Below are 21278 nucleotides of genomic sequence, written 5' to 3' on the forward strand. Positions count from 1 at the left end.
TCCTGCTCCCCCTGTGCACCCCCTGCAGTAGACGGAACCCACGTGGCTTATTGGATCAAAACCCCGGCGGAACTGGACGAGCGCTACCGCCAGCGCCCCACCCGCATCGGGCTGGACACCGAATTCATCCGCGAACGCACCTACTGGCCGCAGCTGGCCCTGGTGCAGATGGCCGTTGGCGAGGAGATCCTGCTGATCGACCCGCTGATTCCCGGCATGAACGAGGCCCTGGCCACGTGGCTGGCCGATACCAGCATCCTGAAGATCATGCACAGCGCCAGCGAAGACCTGGTGACCTTCAAGGTCGCCTGCGGCGTGCTGCCGCGGCCGCTGTTCGATACCCAGATCGGCGCGGCGCTGGCCGGCATCGGCGGCGGCATGGGCTACCAGAAGCTGGTCAACGCGATCACCGGGGTGACCCTGGCCAAGGGCGAGACGCGCTCGGACTGGATGCGTCGGCCGCTGTCGGAGGCGCAGCTGGACTACGCCGCCGATGACGTGGAGTACCTGTTCGCGATCCACGACGCGATCGACGCCAAGCTGGGCGAGCTGGACCGTCGCCAGTGGTTGCAGGACGACGCCGAACGCCTGCTGGCCAGCGTCGAGAACGACGAAGACCGCTGGCCGCACGTGGCGATGCGCTCGGCGCAGTTCATGGACGCCGCGGCACAGATGCGCCTGCTGCGCCTGTTGCGCTGGCGCGATGTGCAGGCGCGCAGCAGCGACAAGCCGCGCAGCTGGATCCTGGACAACGAGCTGGCGGCCCTGCTCGCGCGCACCCCGCCGGCGGACATGGCCGCGCTGGACAAGCTGATGGAAGGTTTCCCGAAAGCCCCGCGCAAGCTGCTCGCCCCGGTCTGGGACGCACTGACCACGCCGCTGGACGACGAAGCCGACGCACCGCTCGCCCTGCCTGGCACCGACAGCAACAAGCAGGCCCTGAAGCGGCTGCAGGATGCGGTCAGTGCACGCACCGCCGAACTGGGCCTGCCCGACGGCGTGCTGGCCTCGCGCAAGCATCTGGAAAGCTACCTGGAAAGCCGCCAGTGGCCGAACGCATTGGCCGGCTGGCGGCGCCAGCAGCTGGAGCCGGTGCTGGCACCGCTGTTGCCGGCGGTCTGAACCCGCGCGTCGCGCGCACTGCGCGGCGGTGGAAGACGCGATGCAGAACACCGCATCGCGTGGCACCTCGGGCTCCGGCAGCACGACGCGCCGAGTGTCCCTTGCGATAGACCTGCCGCGATCCTGTACGGACGCCAACATGATCGCGATGCAGGGCCTGCGGCCATGACCGCAGGCACATACGGCGGCCTGAACCGCATGCAAGAGTGAATCGCACGCCGCCTTCCACGCCTGTGCAGGGTGCCGGTGGACGTCGCATTCCGCAGGGCTGCGCCGAGCTGGCGCAGACCCTGCCCACGCCGCTGCGCAAAGGACTTCCATGCATACAATCGCCGCCCGACGGACCGCAGCTTGCTCCCACCCCACCGTGCGCGCCCTGCGCCGATGGCTGGGCCTGTCACTCCTGTGCGTTGCCGCCAGCGCCAGCGCCGCTGACAACCTGCAGACACGCATCGCGCAGGCGATGCAGGGCACCGCCACCCCGGCCATGGGCGGGGTGGTGATCCGCGACGGCAAGGTGACCGAACAGGCGGTCAGCGGCGTGCGTCGCAACGATGCCCGCACCGTCGCAACCCACAACGATGCCTGGATGATCGGCTCCACCGGCAAGCCGATCACCGTGGCGATGATCGCGCGGCTGGTCGAACAGGGCGTGCTGACGTGGGACGCACCGTTGTCGGCGATGCTGCCCGACCTGGCCGCGCAGATGCAGCCGGCCTACCGCGAGGTCACGCTGGTGCAGCTGTTGTCGCACCGCGCCGGCCTGCCGGAGAACCTCACCGATGGCGCCGCGCTGGATGCCTTCTTCACCGACAGCCGCGCCCTGCCGGTGCAACGCGAGGCCTACATCAAGGCGGCGCTGTCCGAAGCACCGGTACATCCGCCGGGCACCGAATTTGCCTACAGCAACAGCGGTTTCCTGGTTGCGGCGGTGATCGCCGAACGCGCCACCAGCACGGACGTGGAGACGCTGATCCAGCGCGAGGTCTTCCAGCCGCTGGGCATGACCGGGGCCGGATTCGGCGCACCGCCGGCCGGGCAACTGCTGGGCCATCGTGCCGGCAAGCCCGTCACCGCTGCACCGCAGAAGGCCGATGACGGCGTACCGCCGATCTACACCGCGGCAGGCAACCTGCACATGCGTCTGCAGGACCTGGCGCTGTTTGCCATCGACCAACTGGCCGGCAGCCGCGGCCAGGGCACGCTGCTGACGCCGGCGTCGTATGCGCTGATGCAGACCGCACAGCCGGGCAGTCCGTCCGGACTGGATTGGGGCGTGCAGCCGTCCATCGCCGGCCGCCAGGGCCCGGTACTGGTGCACGGCGGCTCGGATGGCAACTGGCTGGCCTGGGTGGTGCTGTTCCCCGCGCAGAACAGCGGCGTGATCGCCATCGCCAACGCCGCCGAGGACATGGGCGCCGACAAGGCCAGCATGGGCCTGCTCGGTGGTCTGTTCGCCGAACTGGCGCCGGCCGCCACCCCGGTCGCGAAGTAGTCCCCGCACGACGCCCTGTACGCACAGGGCGTCGTTGCCGGTAGCGACGTAGGCCGTCACGGCAGGTGCCGGATTGCCTAGAATGCGCGTCCGATTCCCTGCAAGGACGCTGCCCCCCATGGCGCATTCCCCCCACGACGCGTTGGCCCTTCGCCGCAGCGCGCGCGACGCCCTGCACCAGCAGCGTTTCGATGACGTCGACCGGCTGCTCGGCGAAGCGGAACAGCACTGGCTCGACGGTGGCACCGCACGCTTTGGATACGGCTGGCTGCTGGCCACCCTGCTGGATCCTGCGCAGGACCTGCCCACCCGCCTTGAGCAGGCGCGGCAGTGGTGCGCGCAACAGCCGCACAGCCCGCACCCGTGGGCCGTGCTGGGGGCGCTGTGGGATCGCGTCTCCGGGCGCATCCGTTCCAGCGAAACCATCGAAACCATCCGCCAGGTGCAATGGGACGCGGCCGGCCTGGCCCGCGACCACGCGATGGCCGCCTGGCTGAACACCATTGCACGGCATCCACGCCCGGCATTCGTGCTGGGTCGCATGCTGCGCATGTCCTGCTACCTGGGCGAGCCGCGCTGGCTGCAGCAGCTGCAGCGCGGAGGACGCGCCGATCTGTACACCGCGCAGCAGCAACAGGATCCGGACGGATTCGCGGCCGCCGTCGCCGTGCTGGCACCGTATGGCCGTCCATTGGAGGCCCTGCCCGCCCTGCCTCCCCTGCTGGCCGGGCGCAGCGAACACACGTTCGAGTACGCCGCCGATTACTGGCTGCAGCAGGCACTGGCGCTCCGTGCCAACGACACCGACGCGCTGGAAACCTACCTGTACTACCTGTACCCGCGCTGGGGCGGCAGCCATGCGGTGATGCAGGACTTCATCGATGGCCCCGAGGCCTCGCGGTTGATGCTGCCGCAGCGCAACCGCCTGCGCGTGATCAAGGAACGCGACTGGCTCTATTTTCACCCCGACGCCGAGGATGCCGAGGACGTGGCCCAGCACGACCAGGCCTACGCTGCGCTGCTCGACCTGCACCTGGATGCGTCGACGCGGGCCCAGGTGCTGTGCTGGTGGGCGATGCTGGACTACCACCTGGGCCGCGACGAACCGCAGGAAAACGAGGTGCACTGGGACCCGGTGCGGATGGCGCATGCGCATGACTGCCTGGCCGAAGCGTTCGCGCTGGACCCCGCCTGCGTGGTCGATGAAGGCTTGACCGTGCTGGAAGCCTGCGCCCTGTTTGCACATGTCGACGGCGCCGACAGGCTGTTTTCGCAGGTACTGGCCAGTGTCGAGGACTGGACTGACAGCGCGCATGCGCTGGCGTGGCTGGCCGCCGGCCGCCAATCCGGGCTGTTCGGCTTCCGCGTCGACGCCGGGCTGGCCACCCAGCACCTGCGCGGCGCGCTGGCCATGGCCCGGGAAGACGAGGTCGACCTGTCCACCGTGGCGGCCAACCTGTTCTGCGCAGTGTCCGCCCCGGCCGGTCTACAGATGCTGCTGGCGCTCGGCGCGGCGGGTGATCCGCGCTCGATGGCGACACTGGTGGACCTGTACCGCGGGCGTGTCGGCGGCCAGGACTTCCCCGCCTTCATCGATCCGGCGCAGGAAAGCGTGTGGACCGAACGGGCCATCGCCGCTGGCGACCTGGTGGTGATCTACAACCGCGCCTGGCAACTGGGCGTCGCCTTCGAGCAGACCCCCGACCCGGCCCTCCAGCAACAGTCGCGCGCGCTCTATCGCCGCTGCGTCGATGAGGCCGCGCCCCACGACCGGGTCTGGCGGCCCGCGCACAAGAACCTGGCGGTGCTGCTGTACCAGGGCGAGGAGGACGCCGACAAGCAGGAAGCGGTGTTCGACCTGCTTGGGCCACTGTGGTGGCGCGGCGACAGCGCGACCCGGGCATGGGCGGCAGGCTTCCTGGCCGATGTCTTCCACTTCGGCAACGGCGTGCCTGCCAACGCGTTCCTTGCCAAGACATGGCTGGAGCGCGCCGCCGACGCCGAGCCGGACAACGACGACGTACTGCGCATGCGCCCGCTGATCGACGGCCAGGGCAAGCTGTTCGGCGCCAGCCGTGCCGCGCGCCAACAGGCCCGCGACCGCGAGACGGTGGACCTGCGCAGTTGGCAGCTCACCTTCGGCCAGCATGCCGTGCCCGACCGGCACGACGTCCAGCCGGTCTGAGCCGGGGCAGCCGACCAACGGTCGGCGCTACATGGGCGCGCGCGGCGTCAGACGCAGCCGCGCGCTTTCAACACGGCCCAGCGTTCCGGGCCGATCGCCTTGCGCAGGCCCGGCGCCGGATCGATGGTGCCGGTGTTGTCGGCCACCGCCACCACGAAATCGTCGGTGGTGTTCAGCAGGGCGCGGCGCTCGGGGGCATCCAGCCACGCCGCCACGTTCTTGAGCACCCGCATGGCCGATGCGCTGCTTTGGCGCAGTTCCATGTACTGGCTGTGGCGGTGGCAGGCCTCGGTCAATGCTGGCTCGGTGAACCAGTGCTCTTCGCCGTCGCCCCGCACCGCGCGGATCTCGTCGGGCGCCCACAGGTAGTACCGCGCCTCGTCGTCGCCACGGTCCAGCACCGCCTGCCGGTACGGCTGCCGGCCCCACACCAGGAAGGGCGGCCAGGCCGCAGGCACGTCTTCATCGGTGAAGCACAGCAGCAGGCAGTACAGCGGTTCGCCGGGCGGAATGCGCGGCAGCTGTGCGCTGATCGCCTCGATCAGCAACCGCTCCACCTCGGCGGTCACCGTGGCCAGGGTTTCGCCCGGACGCGGGCGCTGGTACTCCAGGCGGCGTTCGCCGCTGCAGCGGCCCTTGGCATCGAGGTACTCCAGCACGATCGTGTCGAGCTGGCCGGCGTCGTTGTAGGTGTAGACGTTCTGGCACCACCAGGTGCGCTCGCGCCTGGACCAGTTTTCGATCACCACCCGCTGCAGCCGGTCGCCCTCCCAATGGTAGGTCTCGTTGAAACCGCGATCGTCGGTGATCAGGTCCAGCCCCTGCAGCTTGCCGTCGTGCTCGCGCCATTCCCAGCCCGATTCGATGTCGCCGTCGTCAAACGACAGGCTGTGGCGCACACCGGGTGCATGCAGCCACGCGGTGGTGGTGCCGCGTTTTCCGCATTCGATCACCACCCGTCCCTGCGCATCGAAGCCATGCCGCACATGCCTGGCCGGGTCTGCCTTGTCATCGGCGACCCACCGCGCCTTGGGGCCGCCCTGCTTTTCCTGCAGGAACGGGGTGGCGAACGCCATCGACTCGGTGGCCCAGCGCCACTGCACCACCGCGGCCCTGCAGTCGGCCACCAGCGTCTTCGCAGCGGCAGGATCGGAGTAGGTCGCATACAGCTGGCGGAGCATCGTCAAGGTCCTTTCAACGTGTGGCATCGGGGCAACCGCGCGTCCGATGCGGGCCGGGGACCATAGCACGCAACGCACAACGCCCTGCATGAGCAGGGCGTTGTGGGGATAGCTCAGCATCGGCAGCGCGCGAACGCGCCGCCGGTGCACGGGCACTTACCAGTTCATGTTGACCGACACGCCCACGGTGCGCGGTTCGTTGTACACCGCGGCCATGTAGTTCTCGATCACACCCTTGAGGTTCTTCTCATTGGTGATGTTGCGCGCGAAAAGCGCCACTTCCCACGCGCCGTAGTTGCCGGAGTAGCCCAGCTTCAGGCCGCCTTCGAAGCTGCCCTTGGAATTGAACTCGGCCGAGTCGTACAGCACGAAGCTGGTGTAACCCTGCTTGTTCCAGTCGGTGGACACGAAGAACACATCGCTGTCGTTGACCGGCACGTCGTAGCGTGCGGCCAGGTTGATGTTGTACTTCGGCGCATTCGGCAGCGGGTTGCCGTTGATCTGGGCAAACGTGTTCGCACCGACCTTGATGGTCGGGTCGTTCACGGTGCACACCACCGCGCCGTTCAGGGCGCAGACCTGGGCGTACACGCGGTCGTCCTGGATCTCGCTGTGCAGCAGGCTCACGCCGGCGCTCAGGCTCAGGTTCGGAATCGGGCGCAGCTGCATGTCCGCTTCCAGGCCATAGGCCTTGGCCTTGTCGGCGTTGAACAGCACGCCGTTGCCGTCCGAATCGTTGCCGTTGAGCTGGATGTCGTTGACCACGTAGGTGAACGCGGCCGCGTTCACGCGCAGGCGGTTGTCCCACAGGCTGCTCTTGATGCCCGCTTCCCAGGACAGGATGGTTTCCGAATCGGCGGTGGTGAAGTCGGCGTTGAACACCGCCGAACGGCCCTGGATGGTCGGGCCACGGAAGCCACGGGCCACGCGCGCATACACGCTGAACTGCGGGTTGAACGCGTACATCGCGCTCACGTCCCAGCTCGGGGTGGTGTCGGCCATTTCCACGTCGGTGCGACCCTTGTAGGTCACCACGCCGGCGGCGGTGTCGGCGGTCTTGAGCAGGCGGGTGTGCTTTTCGTCGCGGGTCTGGCGCACGCCGGCGGTCAGGGTGAACTTGTCGGTCACGTCATAGCTGACCTGGCCGAAGCCGGCCCAGGAGGTGTTGACGTTGCGCAGGCGCACCCAGTTGTTCGGGTTGCGTGCGTTGCCCTGCAGGAACCAGGCGCGCTGGTAGAAATCGGTGGTGTCGCGGCCGTCGAAGTAGAACGCGCCCACCTGCCACTTCAGGCGGTTGTCATCGCCATTGGCCAGGCGCACTTCCTGGGTCCACTGGTCCAGGTCGCGGATCTGACCCATCGACTGGCCATAGCCGTTGGGCAGGCCGTTGACCGGGTAATTCACCGCCGCGCCACCGTCGGTGTCGCCGCGGCTGTAGCCGGAGGTGGTTTCGTAGGCGGTGATCGAGGTCAGCGACAGGTCGCCGAAGTCGTACACGGCCTTCACCGAACCTCCGTAGGTCTTGTACGACTGCGGGTTGTTGTCGGCTTCGTCGTAGGCCACGCGGTCACGCGCCACGTCGGTCTTGTTGGAGCCCTTGGTGATCGCGCCACGCAGGAACAGGGTCGAGGTGCCGTCGTAGTCGCGCGCGTGGGCCGAAGCCAGCAGCGAGAAGTTGTCGGTCGGCTGCAGCAGCAGCTGGGCGCGCACGTTGCGGTCGTCGAAGCCGCCCATCGCATTCTTGCGCGGGGCCACGGTGCCATCGGCGCTGGGCCCGGTGTAGGTGTTGTCGACGTAGTCATCGCGGTGCTGGTACAGCGCCGACACGCGGAACGAGGCGATGTCGTTGATCGCACCGCCCACGCCGCCATCGATGGCCACGCTGCCGAAGCTGCCGTAGCTGGCCTGCACGCGGCCGCTGGATTCCTGGCTCGGCTTGATGGTGTCGAACTTGACGATGCCGGCGGTGGTGTTGCGGCCGAACAGCGTGCCCTGCGGGCCGCGCAGCACTTCGATCTGGTCCACGTCGTAGACCGGGTTGGACTTCAGCACCACGTGCTCCAGCACCACGTCGTCCTGGATGATCGAGACCGGCTGCGACGCACCCAGGTAGAAGTCGATATTGCCCAGGCCGCGGATGTAGAAGCGCGGGAAGATGCGCCCGGTGGTGGTTTCGGCGTAGAAGCTGGGCACCTTGCCCGACAGCGCCAGCAGGGTGTCATCGCCGCCGGCGGTGTAGTCGCGGATCTGCTCGCCCTGCACCACGCCCACCGACACCGGCACTTCCTGCAGGTTGCGCTCGCGGTGGTCGGCGTTGACGGTGATGGTGTCCAGCGAGGTCGGCGACGCGTCCTGTGCCATCGCGGTGCCGGCCAGGCCGAACAGCGAGGCGGTGGCGCAGGCCAGCGCCAGTGCATGGCGGCGCGGCAGCGCGGTGGAATGACGGGACGGCAGCGACACGGAGGTGGTGCGGAAGGCAGGCATGCAGGGGTCTCGGGGAGTACAGATCGGGTGGCGTGGGGAACACGCGGATGAACAACATCGGCACCGCTGTCTTCACAGCGATGGGGCACGGTATTGCGTGGATGTTGCAGGCTGGTTGCAGGGCGATGCGGGGGACGGCCGTCCATCCCCTACCCTGGTCTGCTGGCTGAGCCGCCGGGAATTCTGGCGCGGATTATGCCCGCTCGGCGCAGCGGCCGGTAGGCTTGACGCTGTGCCGGATCTGGTCAGCGGCGCGCGCGGCCGGGGCTGCGCGCGCCGCCAGACAGGCTCAGGCAGCCACCGAACGGCGCACGGCGGCAGCCGGTTCGGCCAGACGGAAGCGGCCCACGGTGTGCTGCAGGTCGGCCGCTTGCGCGTTCAACGCCCGTGCCGCTGCCGAGGCTTCTTCCACCAGCGCCGCGTTCTGCTGGGTCACCCCATCCATCTGCACGATGCCCTGGTTGACCTGTTCGATGCCGGCGGCCTGCTCCTGGCTGGCGCTGGCGATTTCCTCGATCAACCCGCCCAGTTCACCCACCGACGCCACCACCCGCTGCAGCGTCTGCCCGGCCTGGTGAGCCAGCTGGCTGCCTTCGGCCACCTGGGTGCTGGAGGCCTCGATCAGCCCCTTGATCTCGCGCGCGGCCTGGGCCGACCGCTGCGCCAGCGCGCGTACTTCGGAGGCGACCACGGCAAACCCGCGCCCCTCCTCCCCGGCCCGCGCCGCTTCCACCGCCGCGTTCAAGGCCAGGATGTTGGTCTGGAAAGCGATCCCGTCGATGACCGTGGTGATGTCGGCGATGCGCAGTGACGACACTTCGATGCCGGCCATGGTCTGCACCACCTGCGTTACCGCGGCGCCGCCCTGCGCGGCTACCTCGGCCGCCTCGGCGGCCAGCCGGTCGGCACGGCGGGCATGGTCCGCATTCTGCTTCACCGCCGCGGTCAGCTCCTCCAGCGAGGCGGCCGACTCTTCCAGGCTCGCTGCCTGCTGTTCGGTGCGGCGCGACAGGTCTTCGTTGCCGGCGGCAATTTCCGCAGACGCCGTGGACACCGACACCGCCGCCTGCTGGATGTCCCCCACGATGGCGGTCAACTGCGCCACGGTCGCATTGGCGTCGTCGCGCATGGTGGCGAACACGCCGTTGAACTGGCCCTCGATGCGCCCGCGCAGGTCACCGTCGGCCAGTGCGCGCAGCAGCCCCGACAGCGCCGCCAGGTTGTGGTCGGCAGTGACCATCAGGGTATTGAGGCCCTGCACCATCACGCGGAAGTCGTACTGGTAGGCATCGGCGTCGCCGCGCACGCTGAAATCGCCGTCGGCCGCCGCCGCGACGAGCCGCTTGATCTCGCCGTTGATCGCCTGCAGACGGCCGCGCACCCCGTTGACCGCCTCGGTGATCCGCGCCTTCTCGCCGGGCAGTGCCTCCATCGCCTCGGACAGGTCGCCGTCGGCATAGGCCCGGACCAGTTCGACCATGCGCATCTTGGTGCTGATGTGGGCATCGACCAGCGCATTGGTGCCCCTCACCATCGTGCCGAACTCGCCCTCGAAGCGGCCGGCGTCGATACGGTGGCTGATCGCACCGTCGGCATGGCACTGGCTCATGTCGTTCTGCGCAGCGATGATCTCGCGCAGCTTGCCCTGCATCTGCGCCAGCGCGCCCATCAACTGCCCCACCTCGTCCTGGCGCTGGACCACGATCTGGCGGTCCAAGCGACCGGCGGCCACGTCGCGCGCCACCTGCCCGGCCTGCGCCAGCGGCACGCTGAGCATGCGCCGCACCACCACCAGCAGTGCCACGATCACTGCCAGCAGGCCGAACCCGGCCACCAGCGCGATGTGCAGCATGAGCCTGTGCAGCACGCTCTGCAGCACCGACACCGGCTCCAGCCCCAGCACCGCCCACTTCCAGGGGCCATACGCCTGGGCCGACACGAAATAGGCCTGCGCCGGGCCGTCGGCCGCGGTACGCAGGTGCAGCGTGGCCTGCTCGGCCTGGCCCGCCAGCAGCGCCTCCAGCGCGGGCAGGTCCGCCGCGTCCACCTGCGTGGCCAACAGCTCGCCTTCGGCCGACGGCGCCGCGATCAGGCTGCCGAAGCGCTCGCCGGGCCGGGTATCCACGGCCAGGAAGTGGCCCTGCTTGCCCAGTTGCGCGGTGCGCAGGCGCGCCTTCAGTGCAGCCAGGCCATCGGAGTAGTTCTGCCCCACGAACGCGATCCCCACCACCTCGCCGGCCGCGTTGGTGATCGGCGTGTAGTGGGTCATGTAGTCCACCCCGAACAGCCGCGCCGGGCCGGTGTAACGCCCGCCCTTCAGCAGCGAGGCGTAGGCCGGGTTGGCATGGTCCAGTGCGGTGCCCAGCGCGCGGGCGCCCTCGGCGTTGCGCAGCGAGGTGGACACGCGCACGAAGTCGTCGCCTTCGCGCACGAACACGGTGGCCACGCCCCCGGTGGCGGCGGCGAAGCGGTCCACCGCCGATTCCTGCAGGTTGATCGCCTGGGTGCCCAGGCGCAGCGTCGGCACCTGGCGTTCGCCAACGGTGACCGGCGCGGCCGCATCCAGGCTGGCCTCGCCGTCGGGCAACAGCGCGCGGAAGGTACCGGCCATGCGTTCGGTGCTGTCGCTGAGGCTGCGGTCATACAGCTCGACCGAATCGCGCATCAATGCGGTGGACGACTGCAGGCCGGCCTGCACGCGCTGTTCGTAGCTGTGGGCAACCTGGCGGTAGATCAGCGCCGCCAGCAGGACGAAGGCAACGGCAGTAATCAGGCCCATCAGCAGCGCGAGGCGCGCGCCGATGGAAGAAGAGAAAACGGTGGCGGCACGGGTCGTCATCGTTGGTACTCGGAAGGGGAAAAGTGTGGGATTTTCGTCACACTTCTTATCGGCACCCTTTTTGGTCCTCTTTACCTTTTCCGGGCTAGTGCTTTCGTACTAGGGCAAAACGCCAAGTCATTGTTTTTGCTTGTATTGGATCGTGACAAGTCTTCACAAACCCCGACCTGCGTTCAGAAACGCAGGAGGCGGCCGAGAGCGGAGCGCCGCGCGCGGTCTGAAGGCCCGTGGTACACGGACCGCCTCGCCTTCTTCCTCCGCCGCGCTGCATTGCGCACGGGCCATCGCCCCCGCCCCTTGGCAGCGGCCCATTCACGGCGCTAGACTAGGTGCATCGCGAGGCAACGCCCACGCGGTCTGTACCATCCTTGGGGCCATAGCTCAGCTGGGAGAGCGCGTCGTTCGCATCGACGAGGTCAGGAGTTCGATCCTCCTTGGCTCCACCACTTATTCAGCCCGACAGGGCATTGGAAAGGCCGGAATACCTGCAAAAACAGGGCTTCCGGCCTTTTTCGTTGGGCCGCCCCCTCCCCTTTCCATCCGGCGCCTTTGCGCGCCAGGCGGATGGGCAGAGCACAGGCGCCATTCGACGGCGGCCGCTACGTTTGCCTCTCCCCACGGTGCAGCCGGCTGGGGGCGCTCACCGGCCCCTCACCGGCAGACTCCAGTTCACCCCCGAGTGAGAGCCGCCGCCCCATCCCGTCCGGTGCCGTCCAGAACCTGCCGATACCGGTGCGCTTGTCGAGAAACATGACGTCGAAGGAGCAGGTCACGCGATCATCCATCGCGCTTTGGCACTCGAAGAAGCGGCGCAGCAGGTCAAGATGGTGCGTATCGAACGCGCGGGTGTCGCTGAAGAACAGCGCCGGTCTCAAGCGGCCGTTGAACGCGTTGCATGCGGTCCGGTCCGGTGATCGCTGTTCCTGCATCGAGAAGCACGTACTGATCGGGTCGACGGTTTCCAACCGGATCCTGTGCTCGCCGATGTACACGCCATGCATCCGGAACCCATCAGAGGCGGGCAATGTAAAGAAGATGTTCCCTACACACTCACCCGGCGGACTACCTGCGCGAATACGCGCCGCCTTTGCCTCACTGGCAATCTGCAGCACATCCACATGCGCATTCTGGCGCTCATGGAGCAGAAACAGGCGCAGGAAAACCACCATCAGCACGACGTCGCCGGAGCCCGCAATAGCCCCGTACTTCCAGGAATAGACTTTCTGATAATTGCGAATAATCACGTGTTCTGTCGCATTTGACCCCCGTGACAGCACGGCGCAATGATCCCCGGCAAGGATCAGATGGTCTTGCACATCGGCCGCAATAATCAGCGTCATGGCAGACAAGACTCCACGCACAGCGCATCGCCAGTAAAGGAACTACGTCATGCCCGGGAACTTCATCATCAAAGCCAGCCAGCATCCTTTTCTGGCCGGCGAACGGCTGCCCGCGCAGCTTGCATCGCTGCCGGACAACCGGGCAGCGCTGTTCGATGAAGCCTTCGTTCTGAAGGACAAGACAACCGGCGAGCCGTTACCCAATATTGCCTATCGCATCCTGCTTGAAGATGGAAACGTTCTGTCTGGCGTTACCGATAGGCTCGGCCTCACGCATGTCGTGAACTCCGCCGCCGCCCAATCGCTATCGCTGCAATTGCAGGAGCGCTGACGTCATGGTCATCACTGCCGCACGCATCCTGTATCGCACTATCGCCAGTTCTTCGACGTCACCGGTCTCCAACAAGGTGCGCAAGGAGGTGCGGATCGACAGGCCGCGCGACGTCCTCCATCTGGATCCTGTTGCGCTGGCCCCGCAGATCCTGGATGAAGATGAGCGCCCCGTAGAGGGCTCGACCGAGCCCCATGCCATCCCGTACAAACACCCGATGGTCAAGGTGGCCCCGCATACCAACCGCATTGCCCATCGCGAGCTGAAGCTCCGTGTCTGGAGCGAGGGCCACCCGGACAACCACCATCAGGGCAAGACAGTGACATGGTCCATGGCGCCGCTATTCGTGCCGCCGAGCGAGGAAGGTCAACCCGCCCTTGATCCGGTGTTCCGGGGCAGTTGGGCGCATGCCGTTGCCGAACAGCGTGACCGCTTTACTGCGCCGGATGAACTGAGCGCGGTGGGATTCACCCGGCTCAGTCAGGAATACGCCACGACTACGGTGGATGAGACCGGGCATACGGCAATCCGCGTCAACCTGGCACCGGTCGCATTCAATGCCGCTCGCATCAGTGTGCAACTTGAAGGGTCGGCAGCTGCGGTGGATGTGATTGATCTGGAAGTTCCGGGGATTATTGTGATTGACCCAGGGCATGGGGGTACAGCAAATGAAGACGGATCTTCAGCCAACAATGCAACATCACACACGAGCGGCGTTCTTGAGAAGCAGCTGACACTGGAGTTCGGATTACGCACAGCTCGTGCACTTCGCACACTACGCACCAATGAAAACAGGAATCTGCGAATTCATCTCACGAGGCCTGACGATGAAAACAAAACCGGAACAGACCGCGCGAATGCAGGCCGCGATAACGGCGCCGACATACTACTCAGCATCCACTTCAACGGAGCCAATGGGATCGCCAGAGGCACGGAGACATTGGTCCGGCCGCGCAGAGACAATGTCAACTTCGCCGAAGACACGGCACTCGCGGAAAGAGTCAACGATGCGACTTACGGCGCCATCCTCGCCCATGATACTGGCGCCAGAAATCGCGGTGTAAAGTCGGAAAGGCAGCTTGTGGTCTTGAGTGACCCTCAACTTGGAAACACTGCTTTGTACCATCCGCTTCGCGCTGCGCTGCTGGAGGTCGAGTTCATCGACCACGAGGATGTAGACAAGCTCCTGAGCATCACCGATGGATACGAGCAGGTCCGACAGGATATATGCGACGCCATCGCAGCTGCATTACTCGAAGATCTGAGGCGCAACCAATGAAGGAAATCTGACGCATGCATCTCCGATTGCCGTCCCCACTCCGTCAGGCACTGCGGTACCCCAGCCTGGTCTGTGCAGTTCTTATAGCCTGCACCTTGCCGTCGCTTGCGGTAGCAGCCGCCGTAGAAGAGTCGACCGACATGGCACTTTCTTCCGAAGCGCGCTCGAAGCAGCTTGCTGTCCCCTACACACTGCAGCCTGAAAAGCTCCGTGAGACCTCGCGACCCGTCCAGAAGTCGAAACTGTTCAGACTCCTCGCGATCGGATCTGCACAAGCACGAATCGTCAACATGGAGGGTGAGGTAGTCAGGTCATCAGCGCCCAGAGCGAGCATCCAGACCTTGGAGATCAGTCCTGACGAACGCTGGTTTCTTGTAAAGGTGGGTAACGCCGGATATTCGATTGTTTCCGCAAGATCCCTGATGGATATGGCGAAGCCTCCGATGCATCCGGAGGGCCCAGAGGACGCCACCAACTTCAGCTGGAAGATTTTCGACAACAACCATCTCATCGGGCAGGCCGACCTCCCTTCGCTGGACACCGAAGGCCTGACGGCAGCCGAGGTAGAGTCGCTTCCTCCCCGGGACACACTGATTTACCTGTACACCATCTCCAGCAACACCATGACCCCCATCCAAGTCGACCACACACTCTCTCGTCCATTCCATATCACAGGCGTCACCGACGGCCAGGTCGAGCTGCTGCACTACGTCACTTCGGAGATATTTGGCGCGAGGATTGTCCCGGTTCCCGCCCAGTGACCTCAGCAGCCGCTGGGTCACTGAGCGTTGCAGCCCGTCTGCAAACCCGTCAATCGTCTCCCTGGTCCTTGCGCTCCGGGCGCCGGGTTTCCGCGTCATGGATGGCCTGGTCGGTCTGGCCCGGGCGCTGTTTGGCCACTTCGTCCTGCTTGCGGTCCTGCTGGGCTTCCTTGGTGCCTTCCTGCTGGCCCTGCTGCTTGTCGTTGCTGGTCATGCTGGGTACTCGCTGTGGCCGTGTCACGGGATAGCTGCCAGCCTAGCCAGCGCGGGGTGATGCGCCGGTCACGGACCCGTGTGGGCCATGGCAACGCCGCCGCGCTCTAACGCACCTGCCCGCGCACCGCTCCGCTCAGTCCAGCTTGACCACCAGCTTGCCGAAGTTGCGCCCCTTGAGCAGGCCGAAGAACGCCTCCGGTGCCTGCGCCAGGCCCTCGACGATGTCTTCGCGGTACTGCACCTTGCCCTCCTGCAGCCAGCGCGCCATGTCGACCAGGAACCGGGGGAACAGCGCGTTGAAGTCGGACTGGATGAAGCCGCGCACGGTGAGCCGCTGGCGCAGCACCTGGCTCATGAAGCCCGGCAGCCGGTCCGGTCCCGGCAGTACCGCGCCACGTGCGTTGTAGGTGGCGATCGTGCCGCACACCGGAATGCGCGCGAAGTCGTTGAGCAGCGGCACCACGGCCTCGAAGACGTGGCCGCCCACATTCTCGAAGTACACATCGATGCCGTTGGGAACCGCCGCTTGCAGGCGGGCAGCAAAGTCGTCGGCACGATGGTCCAGGGCCACGTCGAATCCCAGCGTTTCCAGGTAGCGGCGCTTCTGCTCGCCGCCGGCAATGCCCACCGTGCGCGCGCCCTGCAGCTTGGCGATCTGCCCCACCGTGGCCCCGACCGGGCCGCTGGCGGCCGCTACCACCAGCGTCTCGCCGGGCTGCAGCCGGCCGATCTCCTGCAGGCCGGCATAGGCGGTGAAGCCAGGCATGCCATACACGCCCAGCGCGGTGCTGACCGGCAAGCCGGTATCGTCCAGCGCGCGGGTGATGCTGTCACCGTCCACCACCGCGTGGGTCTGCCAGTTGCCCGTGGCCACGACCTGCGCGCCGACGGCAATGCCGGGATGGTTGGAGGCAATCACCTCGGACACCGTGCGCCCCTCCATTACCGCATCCACAGCCACCGGCGCGGCATACGAGGGGCCCTCTTCCATGCGACCGCGCATATACGGATCCAGCGACAGCCAACGGTTGCGCAGCAGCACCTGGCCCGGACCCGGCGTCGGCACGGCGGCCTGCTCCAGGCGGAAGTTGGCGGCTACCGGCTCGCCCTGCGGGCGCGAGGCGAGGACCACGCGGGTGTTGGTCAGATCGTTCATCGATGGCAACTCCATGAAGGTGTGGGCCCACGGTAGTCGCTGGCGATGCGCCTGGGGTGGGGGTAAAACAGCGTTCCATCCGTGTGCTGGCCACGTAGCACGGCCAGCCCCTGCCCCGCCTGCATCGGCAGTACCGATACGACAACAGCATTCCATTGGCCGCCGCGTGTCGCGCTCGCCATGGCCACCCCGATGCCGCGTGGCGCATCATGGCGTGATGACCGCCCTTGCCCGCCACCTTCGCGCCAACGCCGCGCGCTATCTGCTGCTGTTGATGTCGGCCACCACCGCGCTTGGCCTGGTGCTGTGGGCAGTGCTGGCCACCGAACCGGGCTGCCTGGCCGCGCAGGGCCATTGGTCGGGCCGCGGCCTGTGCCATACGCGGCTGTGCCTGCTGCAAGGCGACTGCGGGGAGATGGCCACGCCGGTGATCGGTTGCGCACACGTCCGGCCCGGCGACTCCCGCGGCAAGGTGTATTTCCACCTGGGCAACCCACTGCCCGGCGCACCGGCACTGGCGCACTGGCAGGCGTTCAAGGAAGGCGACGGCATCATCGAAGCGCGCTTCGAGGGTGATCGGCTGGTCAGCCTGGCATGTCCGCTGGCGAAGTAGCCGACGCGCGAACCTGACACCGGGCTCAGCCGGCCACCCGTACCGCCTCACGCAGCTCGAACGGTGCGTCGCACTGTGTACAGCATGAGGTGCCGAACAGCAGCCCCAGCGTGGCGATGAGCCCGTCGCGGTGCGCGCGTGCCATCTCCAGCAGCCAGCGCTCCGACTCGGCGGCCGGATCACCGGCCCCCGCTTCGATCACCGCCGTGCGCACCGCCCCGCCCCCGATCCACTCCTCGTGCGTGACGAAGGCCTGCGGCGGGTCGATGACGAGGTATAGATCGGCCTGGCATGCCGGGCACACGCCCGACAGTTCGCCTTCCAGCACCCCGGCCAGCGCGCGCGACCAGACCCGTTCACCACCGAAGGCCAGGCGGGCCTGCAGCAGGTGCAGGAACGACGCCTCGGGCAGGTCATCCTGGGCAATCTCGCGCAGGGTCTGCGCGGTGCAGTCCTGCAGCAGCGGCAAAAGTTGCGGATGGCCCGGCACCTGCACCGGCACGCTGTCGGCATGGCTGACGATGGCACCGGCCAGCACCAACGGCTCGATCCGCTGCGCCGGCACCGCCTTCAGCGCGGCACGCAACAGATAGGGAAGCGCCTGCAGGCTGGCCGAATACACCGTGGATTGGTGGCACAGGTGTGACCACAGCACATCCCAGTCCGCCTCGCCGGTGCCCGCATCCAGTTCCTCAAGCATCGCGCCCACGGTAGCGGCGCTGCCGTAGGCATCATCGAGTGCGTTCCAATCGGGCATTGCCGTGCTCCAGCGTGTGCAGGTGTAGCCCGACAGTGTGCGACGGTCAGCGTGTTCGCCGCCACTGCAACGGGCTGATCCCCATTTCCACCCGGAACATGTAGTTGAACGCCGACGCCGATGCATAGCCCAGCTCGTGCGCGATCAGGGTGGGCGAACGCCCCTGCGCCAGCCATTCGATCGCACGCAGCAGGCGCAGCCGCGTACGCCACGCGCGCAGGGTCATGCCGGTCTCACGCTCGAAGTGCCGCGCCAGCGTGCGTGTCGATGCGCCCAGCCGGGTGGCCCAGTACGCCATGTCGCGCTCGTCGCCGGGGTGGTCGTGCAGGGTCTGGCACCAGCGCTGCAGCCGTGCATCCTGCGGCCACGGCAGGTGCAGCGTGTGGCGCGGTTGGCGGCGCAGTTGGGTGCTGATCAGGCGGCACAGCGTGAGGTAGTAGTCCGGGTCGTGGTCGGCCGTGGTGCGGTCCAGCTCCACGATCAGTTCGCGCAGCAATGCGGACACCTCCAGCACCACGCACTGGTCGGGCATGCCCAGCGCCGCGTCGTCGGCCACGTAGAGGTTGCGGAAGGCCGCCGCGCCCAGTGCGCCGGTGTGGTGCAGCGTGCCGGTGGGCACCCACAGCGCCTGCTGCGGGGTGATCACATGCCGCGCGTTCGCGGCACTGACCTGCAGCACGCCGTCGGTGGCGAACACCAGTTGGTTCCAGGGATGGGCGTGCGGCGGGAAGCGCTCGCCGGCGGCCAGCTGCTGGCTGCGCGCCACCACCGGCCACGGCAGCCGCTGTAGCGCCGGCACCGGCACTTCGCGCCAGGGCGCCACCCGCGTGGGCGGCCGGGATTGTCGCTTGGTCGACATCATGGGTCATTCTATCGAAAGACAGTCAGCCGCCGTGTGCCGAGGATGGGCCAATCCCCTTCTGCCTGCCGCCATGACTGTCCTCGTCCCTGCTGCGCCCGCACGTCGTCCCTGGCAGGTCATCGGTGCCGGCGTCTGCGCGCTGGTGCTTACCGTGGGCCTGGCCCGCTTCGCCTATACCCCGCTGCTGCCGCTGATGCGGGTGGACGCCGGCTTGAGCGCCGCCCAGGGTGGCTGGCTGGCCACCTTCAACTACCTGGGCTACCTGCTGGGCACGCTGCTGGTGGCGCGGGTGGGCGACATGCGGCAGAAGTTCCACTTCTACCGGGTGGGCCTGGTGCTGGCGGTGCTGGCCACGGGGCTGATGGGGCTCACCACCACGCCGTGGCTGTGGGGTGTGCTGCGTTTCGTCGCGGGTCTGTCCAGCACGGCCGGGTTGCTGCTGGCCTCGGGACTGGTGCTGAACTGGTTGCTGGCACAGGGTCTGCGCCCGCGGCTGGGCCTGCATTTTGCCGGGCTGGGACTGGGCATCGTGGTATCCGGGCTGGCCACCGCCGCGCTGGCCGGGCAGGCCAGTTCCAGTGGCCAATGGATGTGGCTGGCTGCCCTGGGGCTGCTGGTCCTGGTGCCGGCCTGGGCGTGGATGCCTGCGCCGGGGACCGCACCGGCCCAGGCCACGGGCGCGGTGCCTGCCCCGCCCGGACGGCGCTGGCGCCATCTGCTGGTTGCCGCCTACTTCTGCGCCGGCGTCGGCTTCGTGGTCAGCGCCACCTTCATCGTGGCCATCCTGGAACAGACCCCTGCGTTTGGCGGCCATGGCAGCGCGGTATGGGTGCTGGTCGGGCTCGCCGCGGTGCCCTCCACCTTCGCCTGGGACCGGCTGGCGGCGCGGATGGGGCTGATCCGCGCGCTGATGCTGGCCTTCGCGCTGCAGGCCGTCTCGTTCGTGCTGCCGCTGCTGGATGATGGGCTGCTGGCCGGGCTGGGCAGCGCCGTGCTGTTCGGCCTTACGTTCGCCGGCATCGTCAGCCTCACCCTCACCGTGGTCGGCCGCCATTACCCACGTAACCCCGCCAAGGCGATGGCCAACCTGACCCTGAGCTACGGCGTGGCGCAGATCCTGGCCCCGGCACTGGCCGGCACCCTCGCCCGCGACAGTGGCTCCTACCAGGCATCGCTGCTGCTGGCCGCGGTGATCATGGTCATCGGCATCGTGCTGCTGTGGTGCATGCCCGACGACACGCACTGACTGCGCGCAGCGCGCGAGGTGCGGACTGAACCGATGTTCATGCGCACGGCGGCCGCGCATGGGCACGCCAGATCAAGCACTTGCAGGCCTTCGCGCGAGGCCTGGCAACAAATGTGAAATTTTTTTCGCGAAACGCTTGCCGAACCCTGCATACCTCCGTATTATTCGCGTCCTCGCCAGCGGCAACGCAGCGATGAAGTGGCCGAGTAGCTCAGTTGGTAGAGCAGGGGATTGAAAATCCCCGTGTCGGCGGTTCGATTCCGTCCTCGGCCACCATAATTCAAGAAGAGCTCGCAGAAATGCGGGCTCTTTTTCTTTGTGCGGTTGTACGGAATCTGCACGGATCCCTTTCCTGCGAGGACGCAGATGCACGCGCGCGACTGGATGATCGAACTGAGGGCGCACCTGCACGATGCCGGCTGGACCGTAAGCAACACGGCCGAGCTGTTCGAGATCGTCCGCAAGGAAATCGAGTGGGACCTGGTGCAGGAGTGGTCGGCGAAAACGGACACGCTGGTGTTCTGGCTGCCGTCGCACCCGGGCGACGTGAACACCATGGCAGACCTCCACTACGTCACCCGCGCGAGCGACGGCGCGCGCCTGGACTTCAGATCGGATGACGTGCGCTGGCAGGCAACCATGAAAGCTTTCGTCCGCAGCCGTTAGATCGAACTGCGCGGGACTCAAACGCAACGTGTCAGAAGCGATGTCCGCACTGCGCGTATCGCCGCCAGCCCAATGGGGCCGATACGTCCTCCTGGCCGTCGCGTCTATCAAGGTGCCGTTCGGGCGCACCCGCAAATGACAGAAACTTCACACCTTGCCCCTGCCCTGCCCCTAAGCTCGGTCGACCGTTCCGGAGTGCCGTCGATGCGCCTGCTCAGCCCGTGGCTTGCCCTGCTTCTCCTGTCTGCAGCCACGTCGCTGTGGGCGGCCGAACCCGTGCGCTCGGTGCCCGCCCTGGACATGGGCCGTTACGCCGGCCAGTGGCATGAGATCGCACACCTGCCGGTGTCGTTCCAGAAGAAGTGCGTGGGCGACATCACGGCCACCTACGCGCTGCGCGGTGACGGTCGCATCAGCGTGCACAACGCCTGCCGCACCGCCGATGGCGAGCGCATCGCGGCCGAAGGCGTGGCACGCCCGGTGGAGGGTGCACCGGGCCAGCTGCAGGTGCGCTTCGTGCCCGACTGGCTGGCCTGGGTGCCGCTGGTGTGGGCCGACTACTGGGTGATCGCGCTGGACCCGGACTACCAGTGGGCACTGGTGGGCGACCCGGCCCGCAAATACCTGTGGATCCTGTCGCGCTCGCCGCGCATGGACGCCACGCAGTTCGACAGCATCAAGGCCAAGGCCGAAGCCATGGGCTACGACCTGGCCGCGTTGAAAGTGATGGCGCCGCTGGATTGAG

At 67.1% G+C, this 21278-nt stretch carries 18 protein-coding genes and 2 tRNA genes; 12 read left to right on the top strand and 8 right to left on the bottom strand.

What is annotated here, in order from left to right:
- Positions 1 to 42 precede the first annotated feature (42 nt).
- From rnd to ABIA71_RS14925, 3 genes are all read left to right on the top strand, one after another.
- The gene (gene rnd, locus ABIA71_RS14915) at positions 43 to 1122 is read left to right on the top strand and encodes a ribonuclease D (RefSeq protein WP_354286183.1); all 1080 of its coding nucleotides are present in this window, start codon (positions 43 to 45) and stop codon (positions 1120 to 1122) included.
- Between the two features lie 319 nt (positions 1123 to 1441).
- Positions 1442 to 2617 (top strand): serine hydrolase domain-containing protein, encoded by a 1176-nt coding sequence (locus ABIA71_RS14920; RefSeq protein WP_354286184.1) that lies wholly within the window; start codon positions 1442 to 1444, stop codon positions 2615 to 2617.
- 118 nt (positions 2618 to 2735) lie between these two features.
- Positions 2736 to 4802 (top strand): DUF4034 domain-containing protein, encoded by a 2067-nt coding sequence (locus ABIA71_RS14925; RefSeq protein WP_354286186.1) that lies wholly within the window; start codon positions 2736 to 2738, stop codon positions 4800 to 4802.
- A gap of 47 nt (positions 4803 to 4849) precedes the next feature.
- Here the strand turns inward: ABIA71_RS14925 and ABIA71_RS14930 are convergent, their stop codons facing one another.
- The 3 genes from ABIA71_RS14930 to ABIA71_RS14940 form a co-directional block, all read right to left on the bottom strand.
- Positions 4850 to 5983, bottom strand: coding sequence for a hypothetical protein (locus ABIA71_RS14930; RefSeq protein WP_354286188.1), 1134 nt, complete (start codon positions 5981 to 5983; stop codon positions 4850 to 4852).
- A gap of 156 nt (positions 5984 to 6139) precedes the next feature.
- Positions 6140 to 8467: a TonB-dependent receptor gene (locus tag ABIA71_RS14935; RefSeq protein ID WP_354286190.1), complete on the bottom strand. Its 2328-nt coding sequence runs from the start codon at positions 8465 to 8467 to the stop codon at positions 6140 to 6142.
- 289 nt (positions 8468 to 8756) lie between these two features.
- A complete protein-coding gene (locus tag ABIA71_RS14940; protein WP_354286192.1) occupies positions 8757 to 11306 on the bottom strand; it encodes a Cache 3/Cache 2 fusion domain-containing protein in 2550 nt (849 codons plus the stop codon).
- A 370-nt stretch (positions 11307 to 11676) separates the two neighbouring features.
- On the opposite strand from ABIA71_RS14940, the gene ABIA71_RS14945 reads away from it, so the two are divergent.
- A tRNA-Ala gene (locus tag ABIA71_RS14945) sits at positions 11677 to 11752 on the top strand.
- A 153-nt stretch (positions 11753 to 11905) separates the two neighbouring features.
- Here the strand turns inward: ABIA71_RS14945 and ABIA71_RS14950 are convergent.
- Positions 11906 to 12646 (bottom strand): hypothetical protein, encoded by a 741-nt coding sequence (locus ABIA71_RS14950; RefSeq protein ID WP_354286194.1) that lies wholly within the window; start codon positions 12644 to 12646, stop codon positions 11906 to 11908.
- 49 nt (positions 12647 to 12695) lie between these two features.
- Between ABIA71_RS14950 and ABIA71_RS14955 the strand changes: the two genes are divergently transcribed.
- The 3 genes from ABIA71_RS14955 (at position 12696) to ABIA71_RS14965 (ending at position 15017) form a co-directional block, all read left to right on the top strand.
- Positions 12696 to 12977 carry a hypothetical protein gene (locus ABIA71_RS14955; protein WP_354286196.1) on the top strand — a complete coding sequence of 94 codons (282 nt, stop codon included), beginning with the start codon at positions 12696 to 12698 and terminating at the stop codon, positions 12975 to 12977.
- A 4-nt stretch (positions 12978 to 12981) separates the two neighbouring features.
- Positions 12982 to 14256 (top strand): N-acetylmuramoyl-L-alanine amidase, encoded by a 1275-nt coding sequence (locus ABIA71_RS14960; RefSeq protein WP_354286198.1) that lies wholly within the window; start codon positions 12982 to 12984, stop codon positions 14254 to 14256.
- Positions 14257 to 14396: 140 nt separating this feature from the next.
- On the top strand, positions 14397 to 15017 hold the full coding sequence (locus ABIA71_RS14965; protein ID WP_354286200.1) for a hypothetical protein: 621 nt from the start codon (positions 14397 to 14399) through the stop codon (positions 15015 to 15017).
- A 49-nt stretch (positions 15018 to 15066) separates the two neighbouring features.
- Here ABIA71_RS14965 and ABIA71_RS14970 read toward each other — a convergent pair whose 3' ends face one another.
- Positions 15067 to 15231 carry a hypothetical protein gene (locus ABIA71_RS14970; RefSeq protein WP_181393970.1) on the bottom strand — a complete coding sequence of 55 codons (165 nt, stop codon included), beginning with the start codon at positions 15229 to 15231 and terminating at the stop codon, positions 15067 to 15069.
- A gap of 135 nt (positions 15232 to 15366) precedes the next feature.
- Positions 15367 to 16389 carry an NADPH-dependent curcumin/dihydrocurcumin reductase gene (gene curA / locus ABIA71_RS14975; protein ID WP_354286202.1) on the bottom strand — a complete coding sequence of 341 codons (1023 nt, stop codon included), beginning with the start codon at positions 16387 to 16389 and terminating at the stop codon, positions 15367 to 15369.
- A gap of 217 nt (positions 16390 to 16606) precedes the next feature.
- Between curA and ABIA71_RS14980 the strand changes: the two genes are divergently transcribed.
- Positions 16607 to 17002 (top strand): hypothetical protein, encoded by a 396-nt coding sequence (locus ABIA71_RS14980; RefSeq protein WP_354286203.1) that lies wholly within the window; start codon positions 16607 to 16609, stop codon positions 17000 to 17002.
- Between the two features lie 25 nt (positions 17003 to 17027).
- Here the strand turns inward: ABIA71_RS14980 and ABIA71_RS14985 are convergent, their stop codons facing one another.
- Positions 17028 to 17759: a hypothetical protein gene (locus tag ABIA71_RS14985; RefSeq protein WP_354286205.1), complete on the bottom strand. Its 732-nt coding sequence runs from the start codon at positions 17757 to 17759 to the stop codon at positions 17028 to 17030.
- A 46-nt stretch (positions 17760 to 17805) separates the two neighbouring features.
- On the bottom strand, positions 17806 to 18618 hold the full coding sequence (locus ABIA71_RS14990) for an AraC family transcriptional regulator (protein ID WP_354286207.1): 813 nt from the start codon (positions 18616 to 18618) through the stop codon (positions 17806 to 17808).
- A 73-nt stretch (positions 18619 to 18691) separates the two neighbouring features.
- Between ABIA71_RS14990 and ABIA71_RS14995 the strand changes: the two genes are divergently transcribed.
- The 4 genes from ABIA71_RS14995 (at position 18692) to ABIA71_RS15010 (ending at position 21277) form a co-directional block, all read left to right on the top strand.
- Entirely contained in the window at positions 18692 to 19867 is a 1176-nt protein-coding gene (locus tag ABIA71_RS14995; protein ID WP_354286208.1) for a YbfB/YjiJ family MFS transporter, read from the top strand.
- 200 nt (positions 19868 to 20067) lie between these two features.
- Positions 20068 to 20143 (top strand) — tRNA-Phe (locus tag ABIA71_RS15000).
- 90 nt (positions 20144 to 20233) lie between these two features.
- Complete coding sequence (locus tag ABIA71_RS15005; RefSeq protein ID WP_354286210.1) at positions 20234 to 20533, top strand: hypothetical protein; 300 nt, start codon at positions 20234 to 20236, stop codon at positions 20531 to 20533.
- A gap of 204 nt (positions 20534 to 20737) precedes the next feature.
- Positions 20738 to 21277, top strand: a complete 540-nt coding sequence (locus ABIA71_RS15010; RefSeq protein WP_354286212.1) for a lipocalin family protein — start codon at positions 20738 to 20740, stop codon at positions 21275 to 21277.
- The last annotated feature ends 1 nt before the right edge of the window (position 21278 follow it).

Source organism: Stenotrophomonas sp. 2619 (assembly GCF_040548725.1).
GTDB classification, from domain to species: Bacteria; Pseudomonadota; Gammaproteobacteria; order Xanthomonadales; family Xanthomonadaceae; genus Stenotrophomonas; species Stenotrophomonas maltophilia_AP.

Bases quoted from the DNA above. Each gene is read 5' to 3' on its own strand.
- ABIA71_RS14920 (WP_354286184.1), top strand. From the start codon at position 1,442: ATGCATACAATCGCCGCCCGACGGACCGCAGCTTGCTCCCACCCCACC.
- ABIA71_RS14925 (WP_354286186.1), top strand. From the start codon at position 2,736: ATGGCGCATTCCCCCCACGACGCGTTGGCCCTTCGCCGCAGCGCGCGC.
- ABIA71_RS14930 (WP_354286188.1), bottom strand. From the start codon at position 5,983: ATGCTCCGCCAGCTGTATGCGACCTACTCCGATCCTGCCGCTGCGAAG.
- ABIA71_RS14935 (WP_354286190.1), bottom strand. From the start codon at position 8,467: ATGCCTGCCTTCCGCACCACCTCCGTGTCGCTGCCGTCCCGTCATTCC.
- ABIA71_RS14940 (WP_354286192.1), bottom strand. From the start codon at position 11,306: ATGACGACCCGTGCCGCCACCGTTTTCTCTTCTTCCATCGGCGCGCGC.
- ABIA71_RS14950 (WP_354286194.1), bottom strand. From the start codon at position 12,646: ATGACGCTGATTATTGCGGCCGATGTGCAAGACCATCTGATCCTTGCC.
- ABIA71_RS14955 (WP_354286196.1), top strand. From the start codon at position 12,696: ATGCCCGGGAACTTCATCATCAAAGCCAGCCAGCATCCTTTTCTGGCC.
- ABIA71_RS14960 (WP_354286198.1), top strand. From the start codon at position 12,982: ATGGTCATCACTGCCGCACGCATCCTGTATCGCACTATCGCCAGTTCT.
- ABIA71_RS14965 (WP_354286200.1), top strand. From the start codon at position 14,397: ATGGCACTTTCTTCCGAAGCGCGCTCGAAGCAGCTTGCTGTCCCCTAC.
- ABIA71_RS14970 (WP_181393970.1), bottom strand. From the start codon at position 15,231: ATGACCAGCAACGACAAGCAGCAGGGCCAGCAGGAAGGCACCAAGGAA.
- curA (WP_354286202.1), bottom strand. From the start codon at position 16,389: ATGAACGATCTGACCAACACCCGCGTGGTCCTCGCCTCGCGCCCGCAG.
- ABIA71_RS14980 (WP_354286203.1), top strand. From the start codon at position 16,607: ATGACCGCCCTTGCCCGCCACCTTCGCGCCAACGCCGCGCGCTATCTG.
- ABIA71_RS14985 (WP_354286205.1), bottom strand. From the start codon at position 17,759: ATGCCCGATTGGAACGCACTCGATGATGCCTACGGCAGCGCCGCTACC.
- ABIA71_RS14990 (WP_354286207.1), bottom strand. From the start codon at position 18,618: ATGTCGACCAAGCGACAATCCCGGCCGCCCACGCGGGTGGCGCCCTGG.
- ABIA71_RS14995 (WP_354286208.1), top strand. From the start codon at position 18,692: ATGACTGTCCTCGTCCCTGCTGCGCCCGCACGTCGTCCCTGGCAGGTC.
- ABIA71_RS15005 (WP_354286210.1), top strand. From the start codon at position 20,234: ATGCACGCGCGCGACTGGATGATCGAACTGAGGGCGCACCTGCACGAT.
- ABIA71_RS15010 (WP_354286212.1), top strand. From the start codon at position 20,738: ATGCGCCTGCTCAGCCCGTGGCTTGCCCTGCTTCTCCTGTCTGCAGCC.